Raw genomic sequence first — 19090 nt, 5'->3', positions numbered from 1 at the left:
CAGAAGCGACACCAGCTCACAAGTTCCATGTGTGTCAGATGTGTCAGGAGTATCAGGAGTGTCAGAAGTAGTAGACGTCCCCTGTGTCCAGGGCCAGGACCTTATGGGTGCTGTTCTGCGGATTGTGGTCCGCCGACCCGCCGCTCCACACCGTGTCGATCCGCACCGTCACCTCCGAAGGCGCCCCCACCAGCCGCACCGGCACCCTGATCCGCCCGCCCCTGCTGTCCGCCGGCAGCGCGCCCGTACGGCACAGCACCGTCTGCGCGCCCGCCCGCACACACATCGGCGGCAGCCACCGCGCGTCCGCGACCGGCGCCGACCAGCGCAGCCGCACCGTGGCGTCGGTCACCGCCGACGGACCGTGGTTCTGCGGGATCAGCCGGGTCTCCACCCGGCCCCGGGACATGGTGACCTGCCCGTGATACGCCAGATCGACCTCTGGAACGGACCGCGGCACACGCCCGTCGGCAACGGCGGGACCAGCCCCCAGCACCGCGACAGCGCTCAGCCCCACAACCCCGAGCCCACGCCCGGCTCCACGGCCTGCACCACGCCCAAATCCAAGCCCGATTCCACGCCAAATTCCACGCCCAATTCCACGCCTCACCAGCATGTTCTCTCCGCCCTCTCGTCCACCGCCGCAGATCACCGACCAGGAGTCACCGACCACGAGTCACCGGTCACGCATCACCGGTCACGGTCAGGCGGGTCTCCTGATGTATCCCACGCATCCCGCCCCGCAGGCGCCGTCCAACAGGTGACGGTGTGCCGGCCGCGCACGAGCGCCATGGCAGCCTGTCCCGCATGCTCGTCGCCCGCTCCGCGCTCCTCTTCGCCGTCGCCGCCCTCTTCGAGATCGGCGGCGCCTGGCTCGTCTGGCAAGGCGTACGCGAACACAGGGGATGGGCGTGGATCGGCGCGGGCGTCATCGCCCTCGGCGTCTACGGATGCGTGGCCACGCTCCAGCCCGACGGCGAGTTCGGCCGCATCCTCGCCGCGTACGGAGGCGTCTTCGTCGCGGGCTCGATCGCCTGGGGCATGGTCGCGGACGGCTACCGGCCGGACCGCTGGGACGTCACCGGAGCCCTCATCTGCCTGGCCGGCATGGCCGTGATCATGTACGCGCCCCGCGGCGGCCGGTAACACCACCGCGCGCCGCCTGCCTATCCTGGCGGGAGTCGACCGCCCGTCCGAGGAGACAAGCCATGACCGCCGCCGCGCCCGCAGCCGCCTCCCGCATCGCCGTCATCACCGGCGCGAGCAGCGGAATCGGCGCAGCCACCGCACGTCAGCTGGCGGCGGCCGGATACCGGGTCGTGCTCACCGCGCGCCGCAAGGACCGTATCGAGGCGCTGGCCGCGGAGATCAACGACGCGGGCCACCAGGCCGCGGCCTACGCGCTCGACATCACGGACCGCGCCGCGGTCGACGAGTTCGCCACGGCCTTCAAGACCATCGGCGTCCTCGTGAACAACGCGGGCGGCGCGCTCGGCGCGGACCCCGTGGCGACGGGTGACCCCGCCGAGTGGCGCCAGATGTACGAGACGAACGTCATCGGCACGCTGAACGTCACGCAGGCCCTGCTCCCCGCGCTCACCGCGAGCGGCGACGGCACCGTCGTCGTCCTCTCCTCCACCGCCGGCCTCAGCACGTACGAAGGCGGCGCCGGCTATGTGGCCGCCAAGCACGCCGAGCACGTCCTCGCCGAGACCCTGCGCCTGGAGATCGTCGGCACCCCGGTCCGCGTCATCGAGGTCGCGCCCGGCATGGTCAAGACCGAGGAGTTCGCCCTCACCCGCTTCGGCGGCGACACCGAGAAGGCCGCGAAGGTCTACGCGGGCGTCGCCGAACCGCTCTCGGCGGACGACGTCGCCGACACCATCACCTGGGCGGTCACCCGCCCCAGCCACGTGAACGTCGACCTGCTCGTCGTCCGCCCCCGCGCCCAGGCCTCCAACACCAAGGTCCACAGGGAGCTGTGATGCCCACGGAACCCCCGGACCCGCTGGAGATCCTGGAGCGCGAGGCGGACGAGCGCCGCCGCGCGGAGGAAAAGCGCGGCGAACGCCACATGTGGTGGTACCTGGCCTACTTCCTCTTCGGCATCCACCTGGTCGCCCTGGTCATGATCTACGCGGTCACGCACGCGAAGTAGGCGCGCGGGCCGAGGGCGGTTCAGCCCTTGACGCAGATGACCTGCTTCAGCTTCGCGACGACCTCGACCAGATCGCGCTGCTGGTCGATGACCTTCTCGATCGGCTTGTAGGCGCCCGGGATCTCGTCCACGACGCCGGAGTCCTTACGGCACTCCACGCCCCGCGTCTGCTCCTCCAGGTCCTTCGTCGAGAACTGCTTCCTCGCGGCGTTCCGGCTCATCCTGCGGCCGGCGCCGTGCGACGCCGAGTTGAAGGACGCCACGTTGCCGAGGCCCTTCACGATGTACGAGCCCGTGCCCATCGAGCCCGGGATGATCCCGTACTCACCGCAGCCCGCACGGATCGCGCCCTTCCGGGTGACGAGCAGGTCCATGCCGTCGTAGCGCTCCTCCGACACGTAGTTGTGGTGGCAGGAGATGACCGGCTCGAACGTCGGCTTCGCCTTCTTGAACTCGCGGCGGATCACGTCCAGGGAGAGCGCCATCATGATCGCGCGGTTGTACTTCGCGTACTCCTGCGCCCAGAACAGGTCGTTCCGGTACGCCGCCATCTGCGGGGTCTGCGCGATGAACACCGCGAGATCGCGGTCGACCAGACCCTGGTTGTGCGCGAGCTTCTGCGCAACGCCGATGTGGTGGTCGGCCAGCTCTTTGCCGATGTTCCGCGAACCCGAATGGAGCATGACCCAGACAGAGTTGTCCGTATCGAGGCAGAACTCCCAGAAATGATTGCCCCCGCCGAGCGTCCCCATCTGCTTCGCGGCGCGCTCCTCGCGGAACTTCACCGCGTCCGCGATGCCCTCGAACCGGCCCCAGAAGTCGTCCCAGGCCCCGATGCCGAAGCCGTGCAGCCGCCCCGGATCCACCGGGTCGTCGTGCATGCCGCGGCCCACCGGGATCGCCTGTTCGATCTTCGAGCGGAGCCGGGACAGGTCGCCAGGCAGGTCGTTCGCCTTCAGGGACGTCTTCACCGCCGACATGCCGCAGCCGATGTCCACGCCCACCGCCGCCGGGCAGACCGCGCCGTGCATCGCGATGACCGAACCGACCGTCGCACCCTTGCCGAAGTGCACATCGGGCATCACTGCCAGACCCTTGATCCACGGCAGCGTCGAGACATTGCGCAGCTGCTGCATCGCCACGTCCTCGACCGACGCCGGATCCGTCCACATCCGGATCGGGACCTTCGCCCCCGGAACCTCTACATACGACACAGTGTCCTCGTTTCCCCCGTACGCGCCCGTACGTTTGCGTACTTGATTAAAAGTCAGTAATCGCAAATACCGGCGCCAAGGTCGACGAATGGGATACCGGACCGGCGTTCACAGCAGTGCGTGCGATACACATTGTGTCCATCGGCCGCCCTGTGGCGGCAACCGAATATGCGCGTCCGACGACGTGTCACCTTGTCGAGAGGGGCCATCACCGTGCAGCGGAAGGCGTACGTACCCGGCGTCGCCGCGCTCCTCGCAGCGCTGCTCACCGGCTGCACCGGAGGTTCGGGTGCCACCGGTGAGGCGACCGACTCCAAGCCCGGCGACGTCGGCACCACCGCCGCGGCCGCCCGGCCCGGCAAGTACCGCACCCTGCCCGAGCCGTGCCGACAGCCCGACAAGGGCACCCTCGACAAGATGCTGCCCGGCATCAAGGAGCTCCCCGAGGGCGACCAGCGCGACAAGGCGTACGAGGGCGCGGCCACGGTCACGTACGACACGGACCGGCGCGTGGGCTGCCGCTGGAAGGACGACGGGGCGGACGCGACGCATCTCCTGCTGATCGACTTCGAGCGGGTCGTGTCCTACGACGACGCGGTGAGCGACGACACGGAAGCCGGCCAGGTCTTCGCCTCGAAGCAGACCGAGGCGCATCTGCCGGACCCCGTCCCCACGGACCCGACGTCGCCGACCACGTCCCACTCCTCCTCCGCCGGCACCGACAAGGACACCGCGGACGCCGAGAACGGCACCGGGAAGGGCACGGCGAACGAGGAGAAGAACTCGGACAAGCCGGACGAAGGGGGCTCTGAAGAGGCATCGGCCGACGCCTCGTCGAGCCCGGAGGACGACTCCGTGCCCGGCGCGGACCTGCAGCCCCGCGCTCTCGAGGGACTGGCCGACGAGGCGTTCCTCAACGACCAGCTGACGGCGTCCGCGTCCGCGGGCGGCCACCGCACGGTGACTGTGGTGTTCCGCACGTCCAACGTCATCGTGACCGTCGAGTACGAGCAGCAGCCTGGCACCTCCGCACAGGTGCCGGACAGCAAGGAAATGCAGGACAGGACGCGGGAACTGGCCCGCAAGCTGGCCGGGACGCTGAGCGAGTAACCGGTGGTACGGCGGGCGCGCGGGTCCGCGGAAGCGGAGCCGCGCGGCCCGGCTTGGGCGTACGGTGGCCCATCGGACCCGGGCCGCACCTCTCGGGTACGTACCAGGCAAACCGGAGAATAAGGAACCATGCACCGACCGACCAAGCGACTCACCCGCATATTTGTCTGCGCAGCCGCCGTGCCGGTGATCCTCGTGGCATCCGGCTGCTCCTCCGGCTCGGACTCCGGCGACGGGGCCGACAAGGGCGCTTCGAAGGCGTCGGCGTCCGCGAGTGACGCGGCGGCCAAGGTGAAGGCGGCGGCGTACGACTCGCTGCCGCAGCCGTGTGCCGCGATCTCGAAGAAGACGCTCGACTCCCTCGTGCCGGAGGCGAAGTCGGGCAAGGCGGGCTCCTCCGACGACGAGTCGGTGCGGGGCACCTGCTCCTGGTCGAGCCTCGACAACAAGGGCGTGAAGGGTTCGCAGTTCCGCTGGCTGAACGCGTCGCTGACGCGCTTCGACTCGGACGCGGCGCGCGGCAGCGGCAACAAGCTGGCCCACGCGTACTTCACCAAGCAGGTGACCGACGCGCAGTCCGTGGACGGCGCGAAGTCCCCGAAGTCGGAGCCGGTCAGCGGCACGGGCGACGAGGCGACGGCGGTGACGTACGAGCTGAAGAAGAAGGAAGGCACCTTCAAGCAGCAGACGGTCGTCGCGCGGGTCGAGAACGTCGTCGTGACGATCGACTACAACGGTGCGGGTCTCGCGGGCGAGAAGACGCCGGGCGCCGACGAGCTGGTGAAGGACGCCGAGAAGGCCGCGAAGGACGCCGTCGCGGCGGTCGTCGCGGCGAACGGGGCGGGTGGCTCGGACACCGCCGGTTCCGCCTCGGCGAAGCCGTCGGACAAGACCTCCTCGAAGCCTTCGGCCAAGCCGTCCGAGAAGTCCTCCGCGAAGACTTCCTCGAAGCCGTCGGCCACGTCTTCGGACGAGCCCTCGGACAAGGCGTCCTCGAAGTCGTGACCGAGTAGGCATCCGGCCGCCAAGTGGCCCTCCGTGGCCACCGGTCGGCATCCGGCAGGCCTCAACTCACGTGCCGGTCACGCCTTTTGCGGAGCCCGGTCCCTTATGGGGCCGGGCTCCCGCCGTACCCGGCCACGCGCCGCCACGCCGATGTGCGAGGCTGTTGCGCGCAACAAGGCGTACAGGGAGGGGAGCACGTGTGGCCGCGCCACAGCTGACACGGACGCACCGCATACTCATCGGCGTGGTCGTCGCCGGTGCGGTGGTCATCGCCGGCATCGGTTTCGCGGGTTCGTACGCGGCCGTTCGCTCACTCGCGCTCCAGAAGGGGTTCGGGAACTTCAGCTATGTGTTCCCGATCGGCATCGACGCGGGTATCTGCGTACTGCTCGCCCTGGACCTGCTGCTGACCTGGATCCGGATCCCGTTCCCGCTGCTGCGCCAGACGGCGTGGCTGCTGACCGCCGCGACGATCGCGTTCAACGGCGCGGCCGCGTGGCCGGACCCGCTCGGCGTCGGCATGCACGCCGTCATCCCGATCCTGTTCGTCGTCTCGGTCGAGGCGGCGCGGCACGCGGTGGGCCGGATCGCGGACATCACGGCCGACAAGCACATGGAGGGCGTGCGCCTCACGCGCTGGCTGCTCTCTCCGCTGCCCACGTTTCTGCTGTGGCGCCGCATGAAGCTGTGGGAGCTGCGCAGTTACGAGGCCGTCATCAAGCTGGAGCAGGAGCGGCTCGTCTACCAGGCGCGGCTGCGGTCCCGCTTCGGCCGGGCCTGGCGCCGCAAGGCTCCCGTCGAGTCCCTGATGCCGCTGCGCCTGGCGCGCTACGGCGTCCCGCTCGCACAGACCGCCCCCTCGGGCCTGGCCGCCGCCGGCATCGAGCCGGCGCTGCTGCCCCCGGCCCCGGCACCGGCCGCCCCCGCTCCCGCACCCGTTCCCGAGCTGGAGCGTCCCGCTGCGGCGGCCACCGGTCCGCAGCCGGCTCCCGTGGAGCCCGGGACTCCGGCCGAGGCGGCGGCCGCCGCTGCCGCTGCCGCCGGTGAGGAGTCGAGCCCGTGGTTCGCGCCCCCGCCGCAGGCGATGTCGTACGACGGTGGCTACGACCCGACATACGACCCCGAGCAGCAGTACGAGCAGTGGTACGAGGAGCAGCCTCCGGCCGAGGCCTTCATCCCTGCGCAGTCGGTCCAGGAGCCGGAGTTTCCCGTTCCGTCCGGGCCGGGCCGCACGCGCCAGCTCGGTGAGGGGATCACGGAGACCGGCGACGCGGCGCCGAGCGACGAGGACCTCTACCAGGTGTTCCGGAAGTCGATAGACGGCGAAGGCGGCCCCACGCCCGGCACGTTCCACGCGAACGTCGAGGCGACGTACGGGCTGAATCTGGAGCCGCGTGAACTGCAGCGCTGCATGGAGGCGTTCATGCAGCGCCTGAACAGCGAGTTCATCGAGGACCACATCGCCTGACCCGCCGTATACGTGAACCTGACCCGCCGTATACGTGAAAGGGCCGCACCGGAGCATCCGGTGCGGCCCTTTCCCCGCTTACGCGCCGAGCAGCTTGCGCACCCGGTCCGCGCCCACGGCGAGCAGCAGCGTGGGCAGCCGCGGCCCGGTGTCACGGCCGACGAGCAGGTCGTACAGGAGCGCGAAGAACGAGCGCTGGGCCGACTTGATCTCCGGCGGCAGCTCCTTCGGCGTCGCGTCCGGCGAGAAGCCCGCCCGGACCTTCGGCACGCCGTAGACGAGGTGCGTCAGGCCGTCGAGGGACCAGTGCGAGTCCAGGCCGTCGAGGAGGAGCCGCAGCGACTCGCGGGCCTCGTCGTCGAGCGCGGCCAGCGCCTGTGTGTCCGGCTCTTCGCGCACCACGGTGCGCGACTCGGCGGGCACGTACTTGCTGATCCATGCCTCGGCCCGGTCCAGCCTCGGCCGTACCTCGTCGAGCGTGGTGACCGGGTTCTGAGGGTCGAGCTCGCTGAGGATGCGCAGGGCCTGGTCCTCGTGGCCGGCGGTGATGTCGGCGACGGAGGCCAGGGTGCGGTACGGCAACGGCCGCGGGGTGCACGGCAGTTCACCGGCCGCGGTGCCCACGGCGCGCGTGTACGCGGCGGCGTCCGCCGGCAGGACGGAGCCGTCGGCGACCTTGGAGGCGAGCTTGTCCCACTCGTCGTAGAGCCGCTGGATCTCCTGGTCGAAGGCGATCTTGAAGGACTGGTTGGGCCGGCGGCGCGCATACAGCCAGCGCAGGAGCTGCGGCTCCATGATCTGGAGCGCGTCGGCCGGGGTCGGGACCCCGCCCTTGCTGGACGACATCTTCGCCATGCCGCTGATGCCGACGAACGCGTACATCGGGCCGATCGGCTGCTTGCCGCCGAAGATCCCGACGATCTGCCCGCCGACCTGGAACGACGAGCCCGGGGACGAGTGGTCGACACCGGACGGCTCGAAGATCACGCCCTCGAACGCCCAGCGCATCGGCCAGTCGACCTTCCAGACCAGCTTGCCGCGGTTGAACTCGCTCAGCCGGACCGTCTCGCTGTGGCCGTCGAGCGTGCAGGTGTAGGACAGCTCCGTCGTCTCGTCGTCGTACGACGTGACGGTGGTGAGGTCCTTGCCGCACTCGCCGCAGAACGGCTTGTACGGGTAGTAGCCGCCCGCGCCGCCGCTGCCGTCGTCCTCGTTCGCCGCGCCGGAGCCCTCGGCGGCCTCCAGCTCGGCCTCGTCGACCGGCTTCTGCTGCTTCTGCTGCTGCTTCGGCGGGGCCTTCTTGGTCCGGTACTGGTCGAGGATCGCGTCGATGTCGCCGCGGTGCTTCATCGCGTGCAGGATCTGCTCGCGGTAGACACCCGACGTGTACTGCTCGGTCTGGCTGATGCCGTCGAACTCGACGCCCAGGTCGCCGAGCGCCCCGGTCATCGCGGCCTTGAAGTGCTCCGCCCAGTTCGGGAACGCCGACCCGGCGGGCGCCGGGACCGACGTGAGCGGCTTGCCGATGTGATCGGCCCAGGACTCGTCGACGCCGGGGACACCGGCCGGGACCTTGCGGTACCGGTCGAAGTCGTCCCAGGAGATCAGGTGCCGGACCTCGTACCCGCGGCGGCGGACCTCGTCGGCGACCAGGTGCGGGGTCATGACCTCGCGCAGGTTCCCCAGGTGGATGGGGCCGGACGGGGAGAGTCCGGACGCGACGACGACCGGTTTGCCCGGGGCACGACGCTCCGACTCGGCAATGACCTCGTCCGCGTAACGGGAGACCCAGTCGGTGGTCTCTGTGCTCTGAGCCACGATCGGCACGTCCTTCTTCCTCATACGTGGTGTGCGTCAGGGACGCCTGACCGTTCCATTCTCCCAGCTGCGCCCCCATCCGCGAAAACCGCTTTTCACCGCGTGGGATACTGAGCTTCTCTGTATATGGAGAAACCCAGGCACCCGAGCAGAACGGCACCTCACCCATGGCCTCGGTCACGTCCCTCACCGCTTCCGTCCACCAGCGTCTCGCGAACGCCCTCTCGGCCGCCCTGCCGGAGGCCGGCGCCGCCGACCCGCTGCTGCGACGAAGTGACCGGGCCGACTTCCAGGCCAACGGGATCCTGGCCCTCGCGAAGAAGGCGAAGGCGAACCCGCGCGAGCTCGCCGCGACCGTCCTGGACGCGCTCCCGGCAGGCGACGTGATCAAGGACATCGAGGTCTCGGGCCCCGGCTTCCTGAACATCACGATCGCCGACAGGGCCATCATCGAGACCCTCGCCGCCCGCGCCGCCGACGACCGCCTCGGCGTGCCGTTTCGGCAGGACGCGGGCACGACGGTCATCGACTACGCCCAGCCGAACGTGGCGAAGGAGATGCACGTCGGCCACCTGCGCTCCGCCGTGATCGGCGCCGCGATGGTCGAGATCCTGGAGTTCACCGGCGAGAAGGTCGTCCGGCGCCACCACATCGGCGACTGGGGCACCCAGTTCGGCATGCTCATCCAGTACCTCCTGGAGCACCCGCACGAGCTGGACCACGAGGGCGGCAAGGAGGACGGCGAGGCGGCCATGTCGTCGCTGAACCGGCTCTACAAGGCCTCGCGCGCGCTCTTCGACTCCGACGAGGAGTTCAAGGCCCGCTCGCGGGACCGCGTCGTGGCCCTCCAGGCCGGGGACGCTCAGACCCTCGCCCTGTGGCAGCGGTTCGTCGACGAGTCGAAGATCTACTTCTACTCGGTCTTCAACAAGCTCGACATGCAGATCGACGACCCGGACGTGGTCGGCGAGTCCGGCTACAACGCCATGCTCGAGGAGACCTGCCGGATCCTGGAGGAGTCGGGCGTCGCGGTCCGCTCCGAGGGTGCGCTGTGCGTCTTCTTCGACGACGTCCTGGGCCCCGACGGCAATAAGGTCCCCCTGATCGTCAAGAAGTCGAACGGCGGCTACGGCTACGCCGCCACCGACCTCTCCGCGATCCGGGACCGCGTCCAGAACCTCAAGGCGTCGACGCTCCTGTACGTCGTGGACGCCCGGCAGTCGCTGCACTTCAAGATGGTCTTCGAGACGGCCCGCCGCGCCGGCTGGCTGAACGAGGACGTGAAGGCGCACCAGCTGGCCTTCGGCACGGTCCTCGGCAAGGACGGCAAGCCGTTCAAGACCCGTGAGGGCGAGACGGTACGCCTGGTGGACCTCCTCGACGAGGCGATCGACCGCGCCACGTCCGTCGTGCGCGAGAAGGCCGAGAAGGTGGGCCTGACCGAGGAGGAGATCGTCGAGAACGGCATGTACGTCGGCATCGGCGCGGTGAAGTACGCCGACCTGTCGACCTCCGCCGTGCGCGACTACAAGTTCGACCTGGACCAGATGGTGTCGCTGAACGGCGACACGAGCGTGTACCTCCAGTACGCGTACGCCCGGATCCGCTCGATCTTCGGCAAGGCGGGCGACCGCAGGCCTCTCGCGCACCCGGAGCTCGAGCTGGCCCCGGCGGAGCGGGCGCTCGGTCTGCACCTGGACCAGTTCGGCGAGACGCTGGCCGAGGTCGCGTCGTCGTACGAGCCGCACAAGCTGGCCGCGTACCTGTACCAGCTGGCGTCCCTGTACACGACGTTCTACGACCAGTGCCCGGTCGTGAAGCCCGCGCCCGCGCCGGAGGTCGCCGAGAACCGGCTGTTCCTGTGCGACCTGACGGCCCGCACGCTGCACCAGGGCATGGCGCTCCTGGGCATCAGGACGCCCGAGCGCCTCTGACCCGGCCTCGGCCTTCCGACACTCGGTAGCCCGATACGCCGACTGTGCCCCGCCGGAAGTCCCCGGCGGGGCACAGTCGTTCAGGCACGGCCGTTCGGGCCGGCCGCTAGGCGCCGCCGCGCTCGCCCCAGCTGCCCGACCCGATCGGGTAGTCGTAGCCCGGACGGCCGACATCCGCGCTGGTGCGAAACGCCCGCCCCTGGTCGTCGACCTTCAGGACACCGTGGCGACTGCCGCTCGACCACTTCAGCTCCAGGACCCAACTGACGTCGTGGGCCTTGGTGTTCGCCTTGATGTAGAAGACCTCGGGGTCGCTCTCGCTGACCTTGTACGGGAAGTCGCGCTGCCCGTTCTTCGGCGCGGAGACCGGGCGGGGCGCGTCGAGATCCACGCCGAACGACTTCGTTTCCACGTTGCCCCCGCAGCCCACGCCCATCGAGTAGTCGTTCCACGCGAGCGGCGCACCGGACTTCATGACACGGACGTCCATGTCCTCCAGGACCACGGTGTCGCTGCCCGTCCCCTGAACGGTGAGCTTGATCAGCTGCTCCCCCGACGCGACTGCGCCGATCGCGCCGACCCAGTTCGGGGCGTCCTGTTCGAGGGGCGGCGGGGGCACACGGGCCGGCGGCCGGTCGATCAGGAAGTGCTGGCTGCAGGGGCTCTCGTAGACGTACGGGGTGGTGGCGACGGTCAGCGGGGTGCCGGTGGCAGCACCTGCCGCCGGGGCGGACGGGCTGCCCGGCGCGTCACCGGCCGGGTTGTCACTGCGGGACGGGCTCGCGGAAGGCTTGCGCTGGTGGCCCGCTGACGGGGACGCCTTGCCCGACGGGTCCGCGGAGCGCGCTCCCGGCGTGACGGACGACGTGACCCCGGCGTGGTCCTTCCGGTCGCCGCCGCCGTCACCATCGTCTCCGGCGAGGTGCACGGCGAACGCGCCGGCTCCCCCGGCCACGACGACGGCGAGGGCAGCGGCGAGCACGACCGCGCGCCGCGAGCGGCGCTTCCCGGGAGCGGGTACGGGCTCCGCATCGGGCACAGGCGCCACTGGTTCCACCGCTACGGCCACTGGTTCCACCGCTACGGCTGCTGGTTCCACCGCTAGGGCTGCCGGCTCCTCCGATGCCGCCGCCGGCTTCGTCCTGCGCGCCGCGTCCGCGAGGACCCACAGCCGGTGCAGCTCGACGAGCTCCTCGGGACCGGCCATGCACAGCCGGGCCAGCCGCTCGACCGGCGCGTAGTCGACCGGCACCGCGTCCCCGTTGCAGTACCGGTGCAGCGTCGACGTACTCATGTGCAGCCGCTTCGCGAGTACGCCGTAACTCAGCCCCGAGCGCTCCTTCAGCCCTCGCAAGCACGCCGCGAACTCGGCCGCCCCGTCAGCTTCAGCCACCGTTCCCCACCCCCCTCATCCCAGTCCGGCGTTCCAGGGCACGGTCGTTTCCCCAGGTCAGAGCCGGTACGAACGTTCCAGCGTCCCAAGTGGTCCTGCGGTGCTGGCGATGGGGACGGATCACCGCACAAGCTCTGGTCATCCAAGCACGCCGCTTCCGAAGGGGATCATCCGTGTCCATCGCCGCACCCACCCGCTCCCGTGTCCGCCTCCTCACGGCCGCCGCCACGGTCGCCCTGGCCGCACTCTCCCTGACCGCCTGCGACAACGGGGACGGGGTCCGCGACGAGGGCGCGTCGCAGCACCCCTCGAACTCGGCGCCGGCCGACGGCGACAACGGCAAGAACGCGAACGCCGGATCGACGACAGGCTCCAGCACAGGCACCGGCACGAGCTCCGGCACCGGCAGCGCCGCCACCGCCAAGCCGAAGCCCCGGCCCGCCTCCACCGGCAAGAACAACCCCACCGCCTCCACCGCCCGCGTCACGTGCAACGGCTCCACGGTCAAGGTCGCCGCCCAGTCCGTCACGCGCCCCGTCAACCACATGCTCCTGACGGTGACCAACACGGGCTCGAAGCGCTGCGATCTGTACGGCTACCCGGCCGTCCGCTTCGGCGAGGCCCAGTCGGTCCCGCCGGTGATCGACGACTCGCAGCCGCAGGCGGTGGTGTCCCTGTCGCCGGGCCAGTCCGCCTACGCGGGCGTCGCACTCTCCGGCGGCGACGACGGCGGCGGTTCCAACGGGCGCACGGAGAACACACTTGAGGTGTTCTTCCAGGGCCGCGACACGAACGACGGCGGCCCCGGCGCCGAGGCCGCGCTGCCCGCGAAGGGCGTCTACATCGACGACTCGCTCAAGGTCACCTACTGGCAGCAGTCGATGAGCGACGCCCTGACCTGGTAAGACGCCCTGACCTGGCAAACGGTGAACGCAAAAAGCTGCCCCGCCGGTCACATACCGGCGGGGCAGCGGAAGTTCGAGGGTCGGGGGCGGTCACAGGCCGCGCGCGACCTCCGTCGCCCAGTACGTGAGGATCATGTTCGCGCCGGCCCGCTTGATGCCCAGGAGCGTCTCCAGGATGGCCCGGTCACGCTCGATCCAGCCGCGCTGAGCGGCGGCCTCGATCATCGCGTACTCGCCGCTGATCTGGTACGCGGCCACCGGCACGTCCACCGACTCCGCGACCTTGGCGAGGATGTCGAGGTAGGGTCCGGCCGGCTTGACCATCACCATGTCGGCGCCCTCCTCGAGGTCGAGCGCCAGCTCCCGCAGGGACTCCCGCACGTTGGCCGGGTCCTGCTGGTACGTCTTGCGGTCGCCGCTCAGCGACGAACCGACGGCCTCGCGGAACGGCCCGTAGAACGCCGACGAATACTTCGCGGTGTAGGCGAGGATCGAGACGTCCTCCTTGCCGATGGTGTCGAGCGCCTCGCGGACGACCCCGACCTGCCCGTCCATCATGCCGCTGGGGCCCACGACATGGGCGCCCGCGTCGGCCTGGACCTGCGCCATCTCCGCGTAACGCTCCAGCGTCGCGTCGTTGTCGACGCGCCCCTCGGCGTCCAGGACACCGCAGTGCCCGTGGTCCGTGAACTCGTCGAGGCACAGGTCGGACATGACGATGAGGTCGTCGCCGACCTCGGCGCGCACGTCGCGCAGCGCCACCTGGAGGATGCCGTCGGGGTCCGTACCGGCCGTCCCGAGGGCGTCCTTCTTCGCGTCGTCCGGCACACCGAAGAGCATGATCCCGGAGACCCCGGCCTCCAGCGCCTCGACCGCCGCCTTCTTCAAGGTGTCCCTGCTGTGCTGCACGACACCGGGCATGGACCCGATCGCGACCGGCTCACTGATGCCCTCCCGCACGAACGCGGGAAGGATCAGGTCGGCCGGGTGCAGCCGCGTCTCCGCGACCATGCGCCGCATGGCGGGGGTGGTGCGCAGCCGCCGCGGCCGCGCACCCGGGAAGGATCCGTACTCAGTCACACCAACACTCCACGTCGATCTGTACGCCGGGCTGTGCCCACGACCGCTCGACCTTACGGCGCCGCCCGACGCCTCCGGGCCCCGGGCCGCCGCTCGCTCGGCCGGGACACAGGATCGCCCGCCTCGAGCGCGGCGGCACGCCGCCGCGCACCGAAGTCGGCCAGCGCCTGCGCCAGCCGGTGCACCGACGGCTCCGGGGACATGACGTCCACTCGCAGCCCGTGCTCCTCCGCGGTCTTGGCCGTCGCGGGGCCGATGCACGCGATCACGGTCACGTTGTGCGGCTTCCCGGCGATACCCACCAGGTTCCGCACAGTCGACGACGACGTGAACAGCACGGCGTCGAACCCGCCGCCCTTGATCGCCTCGCGCGTCTCCGCCGGCGGCGGCGACGCCCGTACCGTCCGGTAGGCGGTCACGTCGTCGACCTCCCACCCGAGTTCGATGAGCCCGGCGACGAGCGTCTCGGTGGCGATGTCGGCGCGCGGCAGGAAGACACGGTCGATCGGGTCGAAGACCGGGTCGTACGGCGGCCAGTCCTCGAGGAGACCGGCGGCGGACTGCTCACCGCTCGGCACGAGGTCGGGCTTCACACCGAACGCGACGAGCGCGGCGGCGGTCTGCTCGCCCACCGCGGCGACCTTGATCCCGGCGAAGGCACGGGCGTCGAGCCCGTACTCCTCGAACTTCTCGCGCACGGCCTTGACCGCGTTCACCGAGGTGAAGGCGATCCACTCGTAGCGTCCGGTGACGAGGCCCTTGACCGCGCGCTCCATCTGCTGGGGCGTGCGCGGCGGTTCGACCGCGATCGTCGGCACCTCGTGCGGCACGGCGCCGTACGAGCTGAGCTGGTCGGAGAGCGACGCCGCCTGCTCCTTGGTCCGCGGTACGAGCACCTTCCAGCCGAACAGCGGCTTGGACTCGAACCACGAGAGCTGGTCGCGCTGTGCGGCCGCGGAGCGCTCCCCGACCACGGCTATGACGGGGCGACCGCCCTCCGGGGAGGGCAGCACCTTCGCCTGCTTGAAGGTCTGGGCGATCGTGCCGAGCGTCGCGGACCAGGTCCGCTGGCGCGTCGTCGTACCGGCGACCGTGACGGTCAGCGGGGTGTCCGGCTTGCGGCCCGCCGCGACCAGCTCGCCGGCGGCCGCGGCCACCGCGTCGAGCGTCGTCGAGACGACGACCGTGCCGTCGGACGCGCCGACCTCGGTCCAGCAGCGCTCGGAGGCGGTGCGGGCGTCGACGAACCGCACGTCCGCGCCCTGCGCGTCCCGCAGCGGAACACCGGCGTACGCGGGCACACCGACAGCCGCCGCGATGCCGGGCACGACCTCGAAGGAGACCCCGTCGGCCGCGCAGGCCAGCATCTCCCCGGCCGCGTAGGTGTCGAGTCCGGGGTCGCCGCTGACGGCACGTACGACCCGCTTGCCGCCCCGCGCGGCCTCCATGACAAGATTGGCGCAGTCCCTCAACGCGGGGACCACGGCGGCAGTTGACGCATCGTCAGCAGCCGCCTGCCCCGGTGCGCCCGGGATCTCCGCGCCGAGGACGGTCACGCCCGCCTTCGCGTGTGTGCGGACGACATCGAGCACTTCGGGCTCGGCGATCAGCACATCCGCTCGGGCGAGCGCCTCCACGGCGCGCAGCGTCAGTAGTCCTGGATCTCCGGGACCGGCACCGAGGAAGGTGACGTGCCCGGTTGCCCAGGTGGCCGAAGGGTCAGAGGTGGTGGGGCTCAAAGTGCTCGCTCCCCCATCAGACCGGCCGCGCCCTTGGCAAGCATCTCGGCAGCGAGTTCTCGACCGAGCGCCAGCGCCTGGTCTTCTGTCTCGGGCACGGGACCGGTGGTGGACAGCTGCACCAGCGCGGAGCCGTCGGTCGTACCGACGACACCCCGCAGGCGCATTTCGTTGGCAATCTGCCCGTCGGCCAGCAGGTCGGCCAGGGCACCCACAGGTGCACTGCAGCCGGCCTCCAGGGCGGCGAGCAGGGATCGCTCGGCGGTCACGGCGACTCGCGTGAACGAGTCGTCGAGCTCTCCGAGCATGGCGGCGAGGTCCGCGTCGGACGCGGAGCACTCGACCGCCAGTGCCCCCTGGCCGGGGGCGGGAAGAACAGTGTCGACCGCGAGGAAGTCCGTGACTTCCCCGATGCGGCCGATCCGGTTCAGTCCGGCGGCGGCGAGCACGACGGCGTCGAGCTCCCCGTTGTGCACGTAACCGACGCGGGTGTCGATGTTCCCGCGGATCGGCACGGTCTCTATGTGCATGCCATGGCTGCGCGCGTACGCGTTCAGCTGCGACATGCGGCGCGGCGCACCGGTACCGATGCGCGCTCCCTCGGGTAGCTGCGCGAAGGTCAGTCCGTCGCGGGCGACGAGTACGTCGCGCGGATCCTCGCGCAGCGGCACGGCCGCCAGCGTGAGGTCCGGGTGAGGCGTGGTCGGCAGGTCCTTGAGGGAGTGCACGGCGAAGTCGACGTCGCCGCGCAGCAGCGCCTCGCGCAGCGCCACGACGAACACGCCGGTACCGCCGATCTGCGCCAGCTGCTCGCGGGACGTGTCCCCGTACGTGGTGATCTCGACCAGCTCGACGGGCCGTCCCGTCACCTGCCGTACGACCTCAGCCACGCGCCCCGACTGGGCCATGGCGAGCTTGCTGCGCCTGGTCCCGAGCCTGAGTGCCCTGTCCGTCATGATGCCCGGCCTCGATTCTTGGCTACCGGCTCGTTCAGCTCGTTCAGATCGGCCCGCGAGACGGCGGCCACCGCCTCCGGGTCGAGGTCGAAAAGGGTCCGCAGCGCGTCCGCGTACCCGGCACCGCCGGGCTCGGCGGCCAGCTGCTTGACCCGTACGGTCGGCGCGTGCAGGAGCTTGTCCACCACGCGCCGAACGGTCTGGGTGATCTCCGCGCGCTGCTTCTCGTCGAGCTCCGGCAGGCGCCCGTCGAGCCGCGCGATCTCGCCGGTGACCACGTCGGCGGCCATCGTGCGCAGGGCGACGACGGTCGGCGTGATGGTCGCGGCGCGCTGAGCGGCGCCGAACGCGGCGACCTCGTCGGAGACGATGCCCCGCACCTGGTCCACGTCGGCGGCCATGGGCGCGTCGGCCGAGGCCTCGGCGAGGGACTCGATGTCGACGAAGCGCACGCCGCCGATGCGGTGCGCGGCGCCGTCGATGTCACGGGGCATCGCGAGATCGAGCAGCGCGAGGCCGCCCGTACGTCGCTCGGTGGCGCGCAGGATCTCGGCCTCGCTCAGCACGAGTCCGGTCGCTCCGGTGCAGGAGACGACGACATCGGCACGTGTCAGTTCGTCGCCGACGGCGTCCATGGGAACCGCGCGCGCGGCCACTGAGGTGCCGCCGGGCTCGCTCAGGATCTGTGCGAGCCGCTCGGCGCGCTCCAGCGTGCGGTTGGCGACGACGATCTCGGTGACACCGGCGCGCGCGAGCGTCGCCGCGGCCAGCGAGGACATCGAGCCCGCGCCGATCACCAGCGCACACTTGTCCTTGGCCCATACATCTACAGGGCGCCCTGCGGCCAGCTGCTCCAGGCCGAACGTGACCAGGGACTGCCCGGCACGGTCGATCCCGGTCTCTGAGTGGGCCCGCTTGCCGACCCGCAGGGCCTGCTGGAACAGGTCGTTGAGGAGGCGGCCCGCGGTGTGCAGCTCCTGGGAGCGCGCGAGGCCGTCCTTGATCTGGCCGATGATCTGGCCCTCGCCCACGACCATCGAGTCCAGCCCGCACGCCACCGAGAACAGGTGGTGAACGGCCCGGTCCTCGTAGTGCACATAAAGATAAGGAGTGAGCTCCTCGAGACCGACGCCGCTGTGCCGGGCGAGCAGCGTCGAGAGCTCGGCGACGCCCGCGTGGAACTTGTCCACGTCGGCGTACAGCTCGATGCGGTTGCACGTCGAGAGCACCGAGGCCTCGGCGGCGGGCTCCGCGGCGAGCGTGTCCTGGAGCAGCTTCGCCTGGGCGTCCGCGGAGAGCGCGGCGCGCTCGAGGACGCTCACGGGAGCACTGCGGTGGCTCAGGCCTACGACGAGGAGACTCATGCCGGCATCACGGCGGGGACATCCCCGTCGGGTCCCTTGCGGGCCGGCTTCGCCGCAGCGGCGGCCGGGGGCTCGGTGCCGGCCTCGTCCACCGTGTCGTCCTGGCCCTCGCCGGCCTTGCGCTGCTCGTGGAAGGCGAGGATCTGGAGCTCGATGGAGAGGTCGACCTTGCGCACGTCGACGCCGTCCGGCACGGACAGGACGGTCGGCGCGAAGTTGAGGATCGAGGTGACACCGGCGGCGACGAGCCGGTCGCAGACCTGCTGGGCCGCGCCCGCGGGCGTCGCGATGACGCCGATGGAGACGCCGTTGTCGTCGATGATCTTCTCGAGGTCGTCGGCGTGCTGCACGGCCATGCCCGCGACGGACTTGCCGGTCATCGCCGGGTCGGCGTCGATCAGGGCGGCGACACGGAAGCCACGCGAGGCGAAGCCGCCGTAATTGGCCAGAGCGGCGCCGAGGTTACCGATACCGACCATCACGATCGGCCAGTCCTGGGTGAGGCCGAGCTCGCGGGAGATCTGGTAGACGAGGTACTCGACGTCGTAACCCACACCGCGGGTGCCGTAGGAGCCGAGGTACGAGAAGTCCTTGCGCAGCTTCGCGGAATTGACCCCCGCGGCGGCCGCGAGCTCCTCGGAGGAGACCGTGGGAACCGAGCGCTCCGACAGGCCGGTGAGGGCCCGGAGGTACAGCGGAAGGCGGGCGACGGTGGCCTCGGGAATTCCTCGGCTGCGGGTCGCCGGTCGGTGAGTTCGGCCAGTTGCCACGGTGCTCCTGCGGGTAGAGCGGGGCTGCGGGCGGTCGTACGTCCCAGGACCGCCCCGTCGAATGCAGGCTATGTCTTTGTGAACGCGTGCACAAAGATAGTGTCCGATTTGCCCGGGCAACGTGACCGGGGTCACGCGCCCCTGGCGCGCGCATATGGAACCGGCGCGCAAGCCGC

The 19090-nt window shown here is 70.6% G+C and carries 17 protein-coding genes; 8 read left to right on the top strand and 9 right to left on the bottom strand.

What is annotated here, in order from left to right:
• Window positions 1-61 precede the first annotated feature (61 nt).
• Window positions 62-409 carry a hypothetical protein gene (locus ACY0PA_RS24500; protein WP_473079831.1) on the bottom strand — a complete coding sequence of 116 codons (348 nt, stop codon included), beginning with the start codon at window positions 407-409 and terminating at the stop codon, window positions 62-64.
• 398 nt (window positions 410-807) lie between these two features.
• On the opposite strand from ACY0PA_RS24500, the gene ACY0PA_RS24495 reads away from it, so the two are divergent.
• The 3 genes from ACY0PA_RS24495 to ACY0PA_RS24485 all read left to right on the top strand — a co-directional run bounded on the left by ACY0PA_RS24495 (window position 808) and on the right by ACY0PA_RS24485 (window position 2158).
• Entirely contained in the window at window positions 808-1146 is a 339-nt protein-coding gene (locus ACY0PA_RS24495; protein ID WP_473086409.1) for a YnfA family protein, read from the top strand.
• Between the two features lie 62 nt (window positions 1147-1208).
• Complete coding sequence (locus ACY0PA_RS24490; RefSeq protein ID WP_473079830.1) at window positions 1209-1985, top strand: SDR family NAD(P)-dependent oxidoreductase; 777 nt, start codon at window positions 1209-1211, stop codon at window positions 1983-1985.
• On the top strand, window positions 1985-2158 hold the full coding sequence (locus ACY0PA_RS24485) for a hypothetical protein (protein WP_473079829.1): 174 nt from the start codon (window positions 1985-1987) through the stop codon (window positions 2156-2158). The genes ACY0PA_RS24490 and ACY0PA_RS24485 overlap by 1 nt, the downstream gene beginning before the upstream one ends.
• A 20-nt stretch (window positions 2159-2178) precedes the next feature.
• On the opposite strand, the gene ACY0PA_RS24480 is transcribed toward ACY0PA_RS24485, so the two are convergent.
• On the bottom strand, window positions 2179-3372 hold the full coding sequence (locus tag ACY0PA_RS24480) for an RtcB family protein (RefSeq protein ID WP_473079828.1): 1194 nt from the start codon (window positions 3370-3372) through the stop codon (window positions 2179-2181).
• Between the two features lie 213 nt (window positions 3373-3585).
• Between ACY0PA_RS24480 and ACY0PA_RS24475 the strand changes: the two genes are divergently transcribed.
• The 3 genes from ACY0PA_RS24475 to ACY0PA_RS24465 all read left to right on the top strand — a co-directional run bounded on the left by ACY0PA_RS24475 (window position 3586) and on the right by ACY0PA_RS24465 (window position 6955).
• Window positions 3586-4482 carry a DUF3558 domain-containing protein gene (locus ACY0PA_RS24475; protein WP_473079827.1) on the top strand — a complete coding sequence of 299 codons (897 nt, stop codon included), beginning with the start codon at window positions 3586-3588 and terminating at the stop codon, window positions 4480-4482.
• A gap of 129 nt (window positions 4483-4611) precedes the next feature.
• Complete coding sequence (locus tag ACY0PA_RS24470; protein ID WP_473079826.1) at window positions 4612-5487, top strand: DUF3558 domain-containing protein; 876 nt, start codon at window positions 4612-4614, stop codon at window positions 5485-5487.
• 199 nt (window positions 5488-5686) lie between these two features.
• Window positions 5687-6955, top strand: coding sequence for a DUF2637 domain-containing protein (locus ACY0PA_RS24465; protein WP_473079825.1), 1269 nt, complete (start codon window positions 5687-5689; stop codon window positions 6953-6955).
• A gap of 78 nt (window positions 6956-7033) precedes the next feature.
• Here the strand turns inward: ACY0PA_RS24465 and lysS are convergent, their stop codons facing one another.
• Window positions 7034-8782 carry a lysine--tRNA ligase gene (gene lysS / locus ACY0PA_RS24460; RefSeq protein WP_473079824.1) on the bottom strand — a complete coding sequence of 583 codons (1749 nt, stop codon included), beginning with the start codon at window positions 8780-8782 and terminating at the stop codon, window positions 7034-7036.
• Between the two features lie 158 nt (window positions 8783-8940).
• On the opposite strand from lysS, the gene argS reads away from it, so the two are divergent.
• Window positions 8941-10707: an arginine--tRNA ligase gene (argS, locus tag ACY0PA_RS24455; protein WP_473079823.1), complete on the top strand. Its 1767-nt coding sequence runs from the start codon at window positions 8941-8943 to the stop codon at window positions 10705-10707.
• A gap of 106 nt (window positions 10708-10813) precedes the next feature.
• On the opposite strand, the gene ACY0PA_RS24450 is transcribed toward argS, so the two are convergent.
• Window positions 10814-12100, bottom strand: coding sequence for a helix-turn-helix domain-containing protein (locus ACY0PA_RS24450; protein WP_473079822.1), 1287 nt, complete (start codon window positions 12098-12100; stop codon window positions 10814-10816).
• Window positions 12101-12273: 173 nt separating this feature from the next.
• Here ACY0PA_RS24450 and ACY0PA_RS24445 point away from each other — a divergent pair, with 173 nt between their 5' ends.
• Entirely contained in the window at window positions 12274-13005 is a 732-nt protein-coding gene (locus tag ACY0PA_RS24445) for a DUF4232 domain-containing protein (RefSeq protein WP_473079821.1), read from the top strand.
• Window positions 13006-13095: 90 nt separating this feature from the next.
• On the opposite strand, the gene hemB is transcribed toward ACY0PA_RS24445, so the two are convergent.
• From hemB to ACY0PA_RS24420, 5 genes are read right to left on the bottom strand one after another with little or no spacing between them, the layout of a single operon-like run.
• Window positions 13096-14085, bottom strand: a complete 990-nt coding sequence (hemB, locus tag ACY0PA_RS24440) for a porphobilinogen synthase (protein WP_473079820.1) — start codon at window positions 14083-14085, stop codon at window positions 13096-13098.
• Window positions 14086-14138: 53 nt separating this feature from the next.
• The gene (locus ACY0PA_RS24435) at window positions 14139-15824 is read right to left on the bottom strand and encodes a bifunctional uroporphyrinogen-III C-methyltransferase/uroporphyrinogen-III synthase (RefSeq protein ID WP_326774642.1); all 1686 of its coding nucleotides are present in this window, start codon (window positions 15822-15824) and stop codon (window positions 14139-14141) included.
• The gene (hemC, locus tag ACY0PA_RS24430; RefSeq protein ID WP_473079819.1) at window positions 15821-16780 is read right to left on the bottom strand and encodes a hydroxymethylbilane synthase; all 960 of its coding nucleotides are present in this window, start codon (window positions 16778-16780) and stop codon (window positions 15821-15823) included. Before hemC ends, ACY0PA_RS24435 begins: the two co-directional genes overlap by 4 nt.
• On the bottom strand, window positions 16777-18144 hold the full coding sequence (locus ACY0PA_RS24425) for a glutamyl-tRNA reductase (RefSeq protein WP_473079818.1): 1368 nt from the start codon (window positions 18142-18144) through the stop codon (window positions 16777-16779). Before ACY0PA_RS24425 ends, hemC begins: the two co-directional genes overlap by 4 nt.
• Window positions 18141-18914, bottom strand: a complete 774-nt coding sequence (locus ACY0PA_RS24420) for a redox-sensing transcriptional repressor Rex (RefSeq protein WP_473079817.1) — start codon at window positions 18912-18914, stop codon at window positions 18141-18143. Before ACY0PA_RS24420 ends, ACY0PA_RS24425 begins: the two co-directional genes overlap by 4 nt.
• Window positions 18915-19090: the final 176 nt, after the last annotated feature.

It is taken from the genome of Streptomyces sp. DS1-CR2, assembly GCF_055760475.1.
The sequence above is the reverse complement of the archived record's forward strand: the minus strand, read 5'-3'. Positions and strand labels throughout refer to the sequence as shown.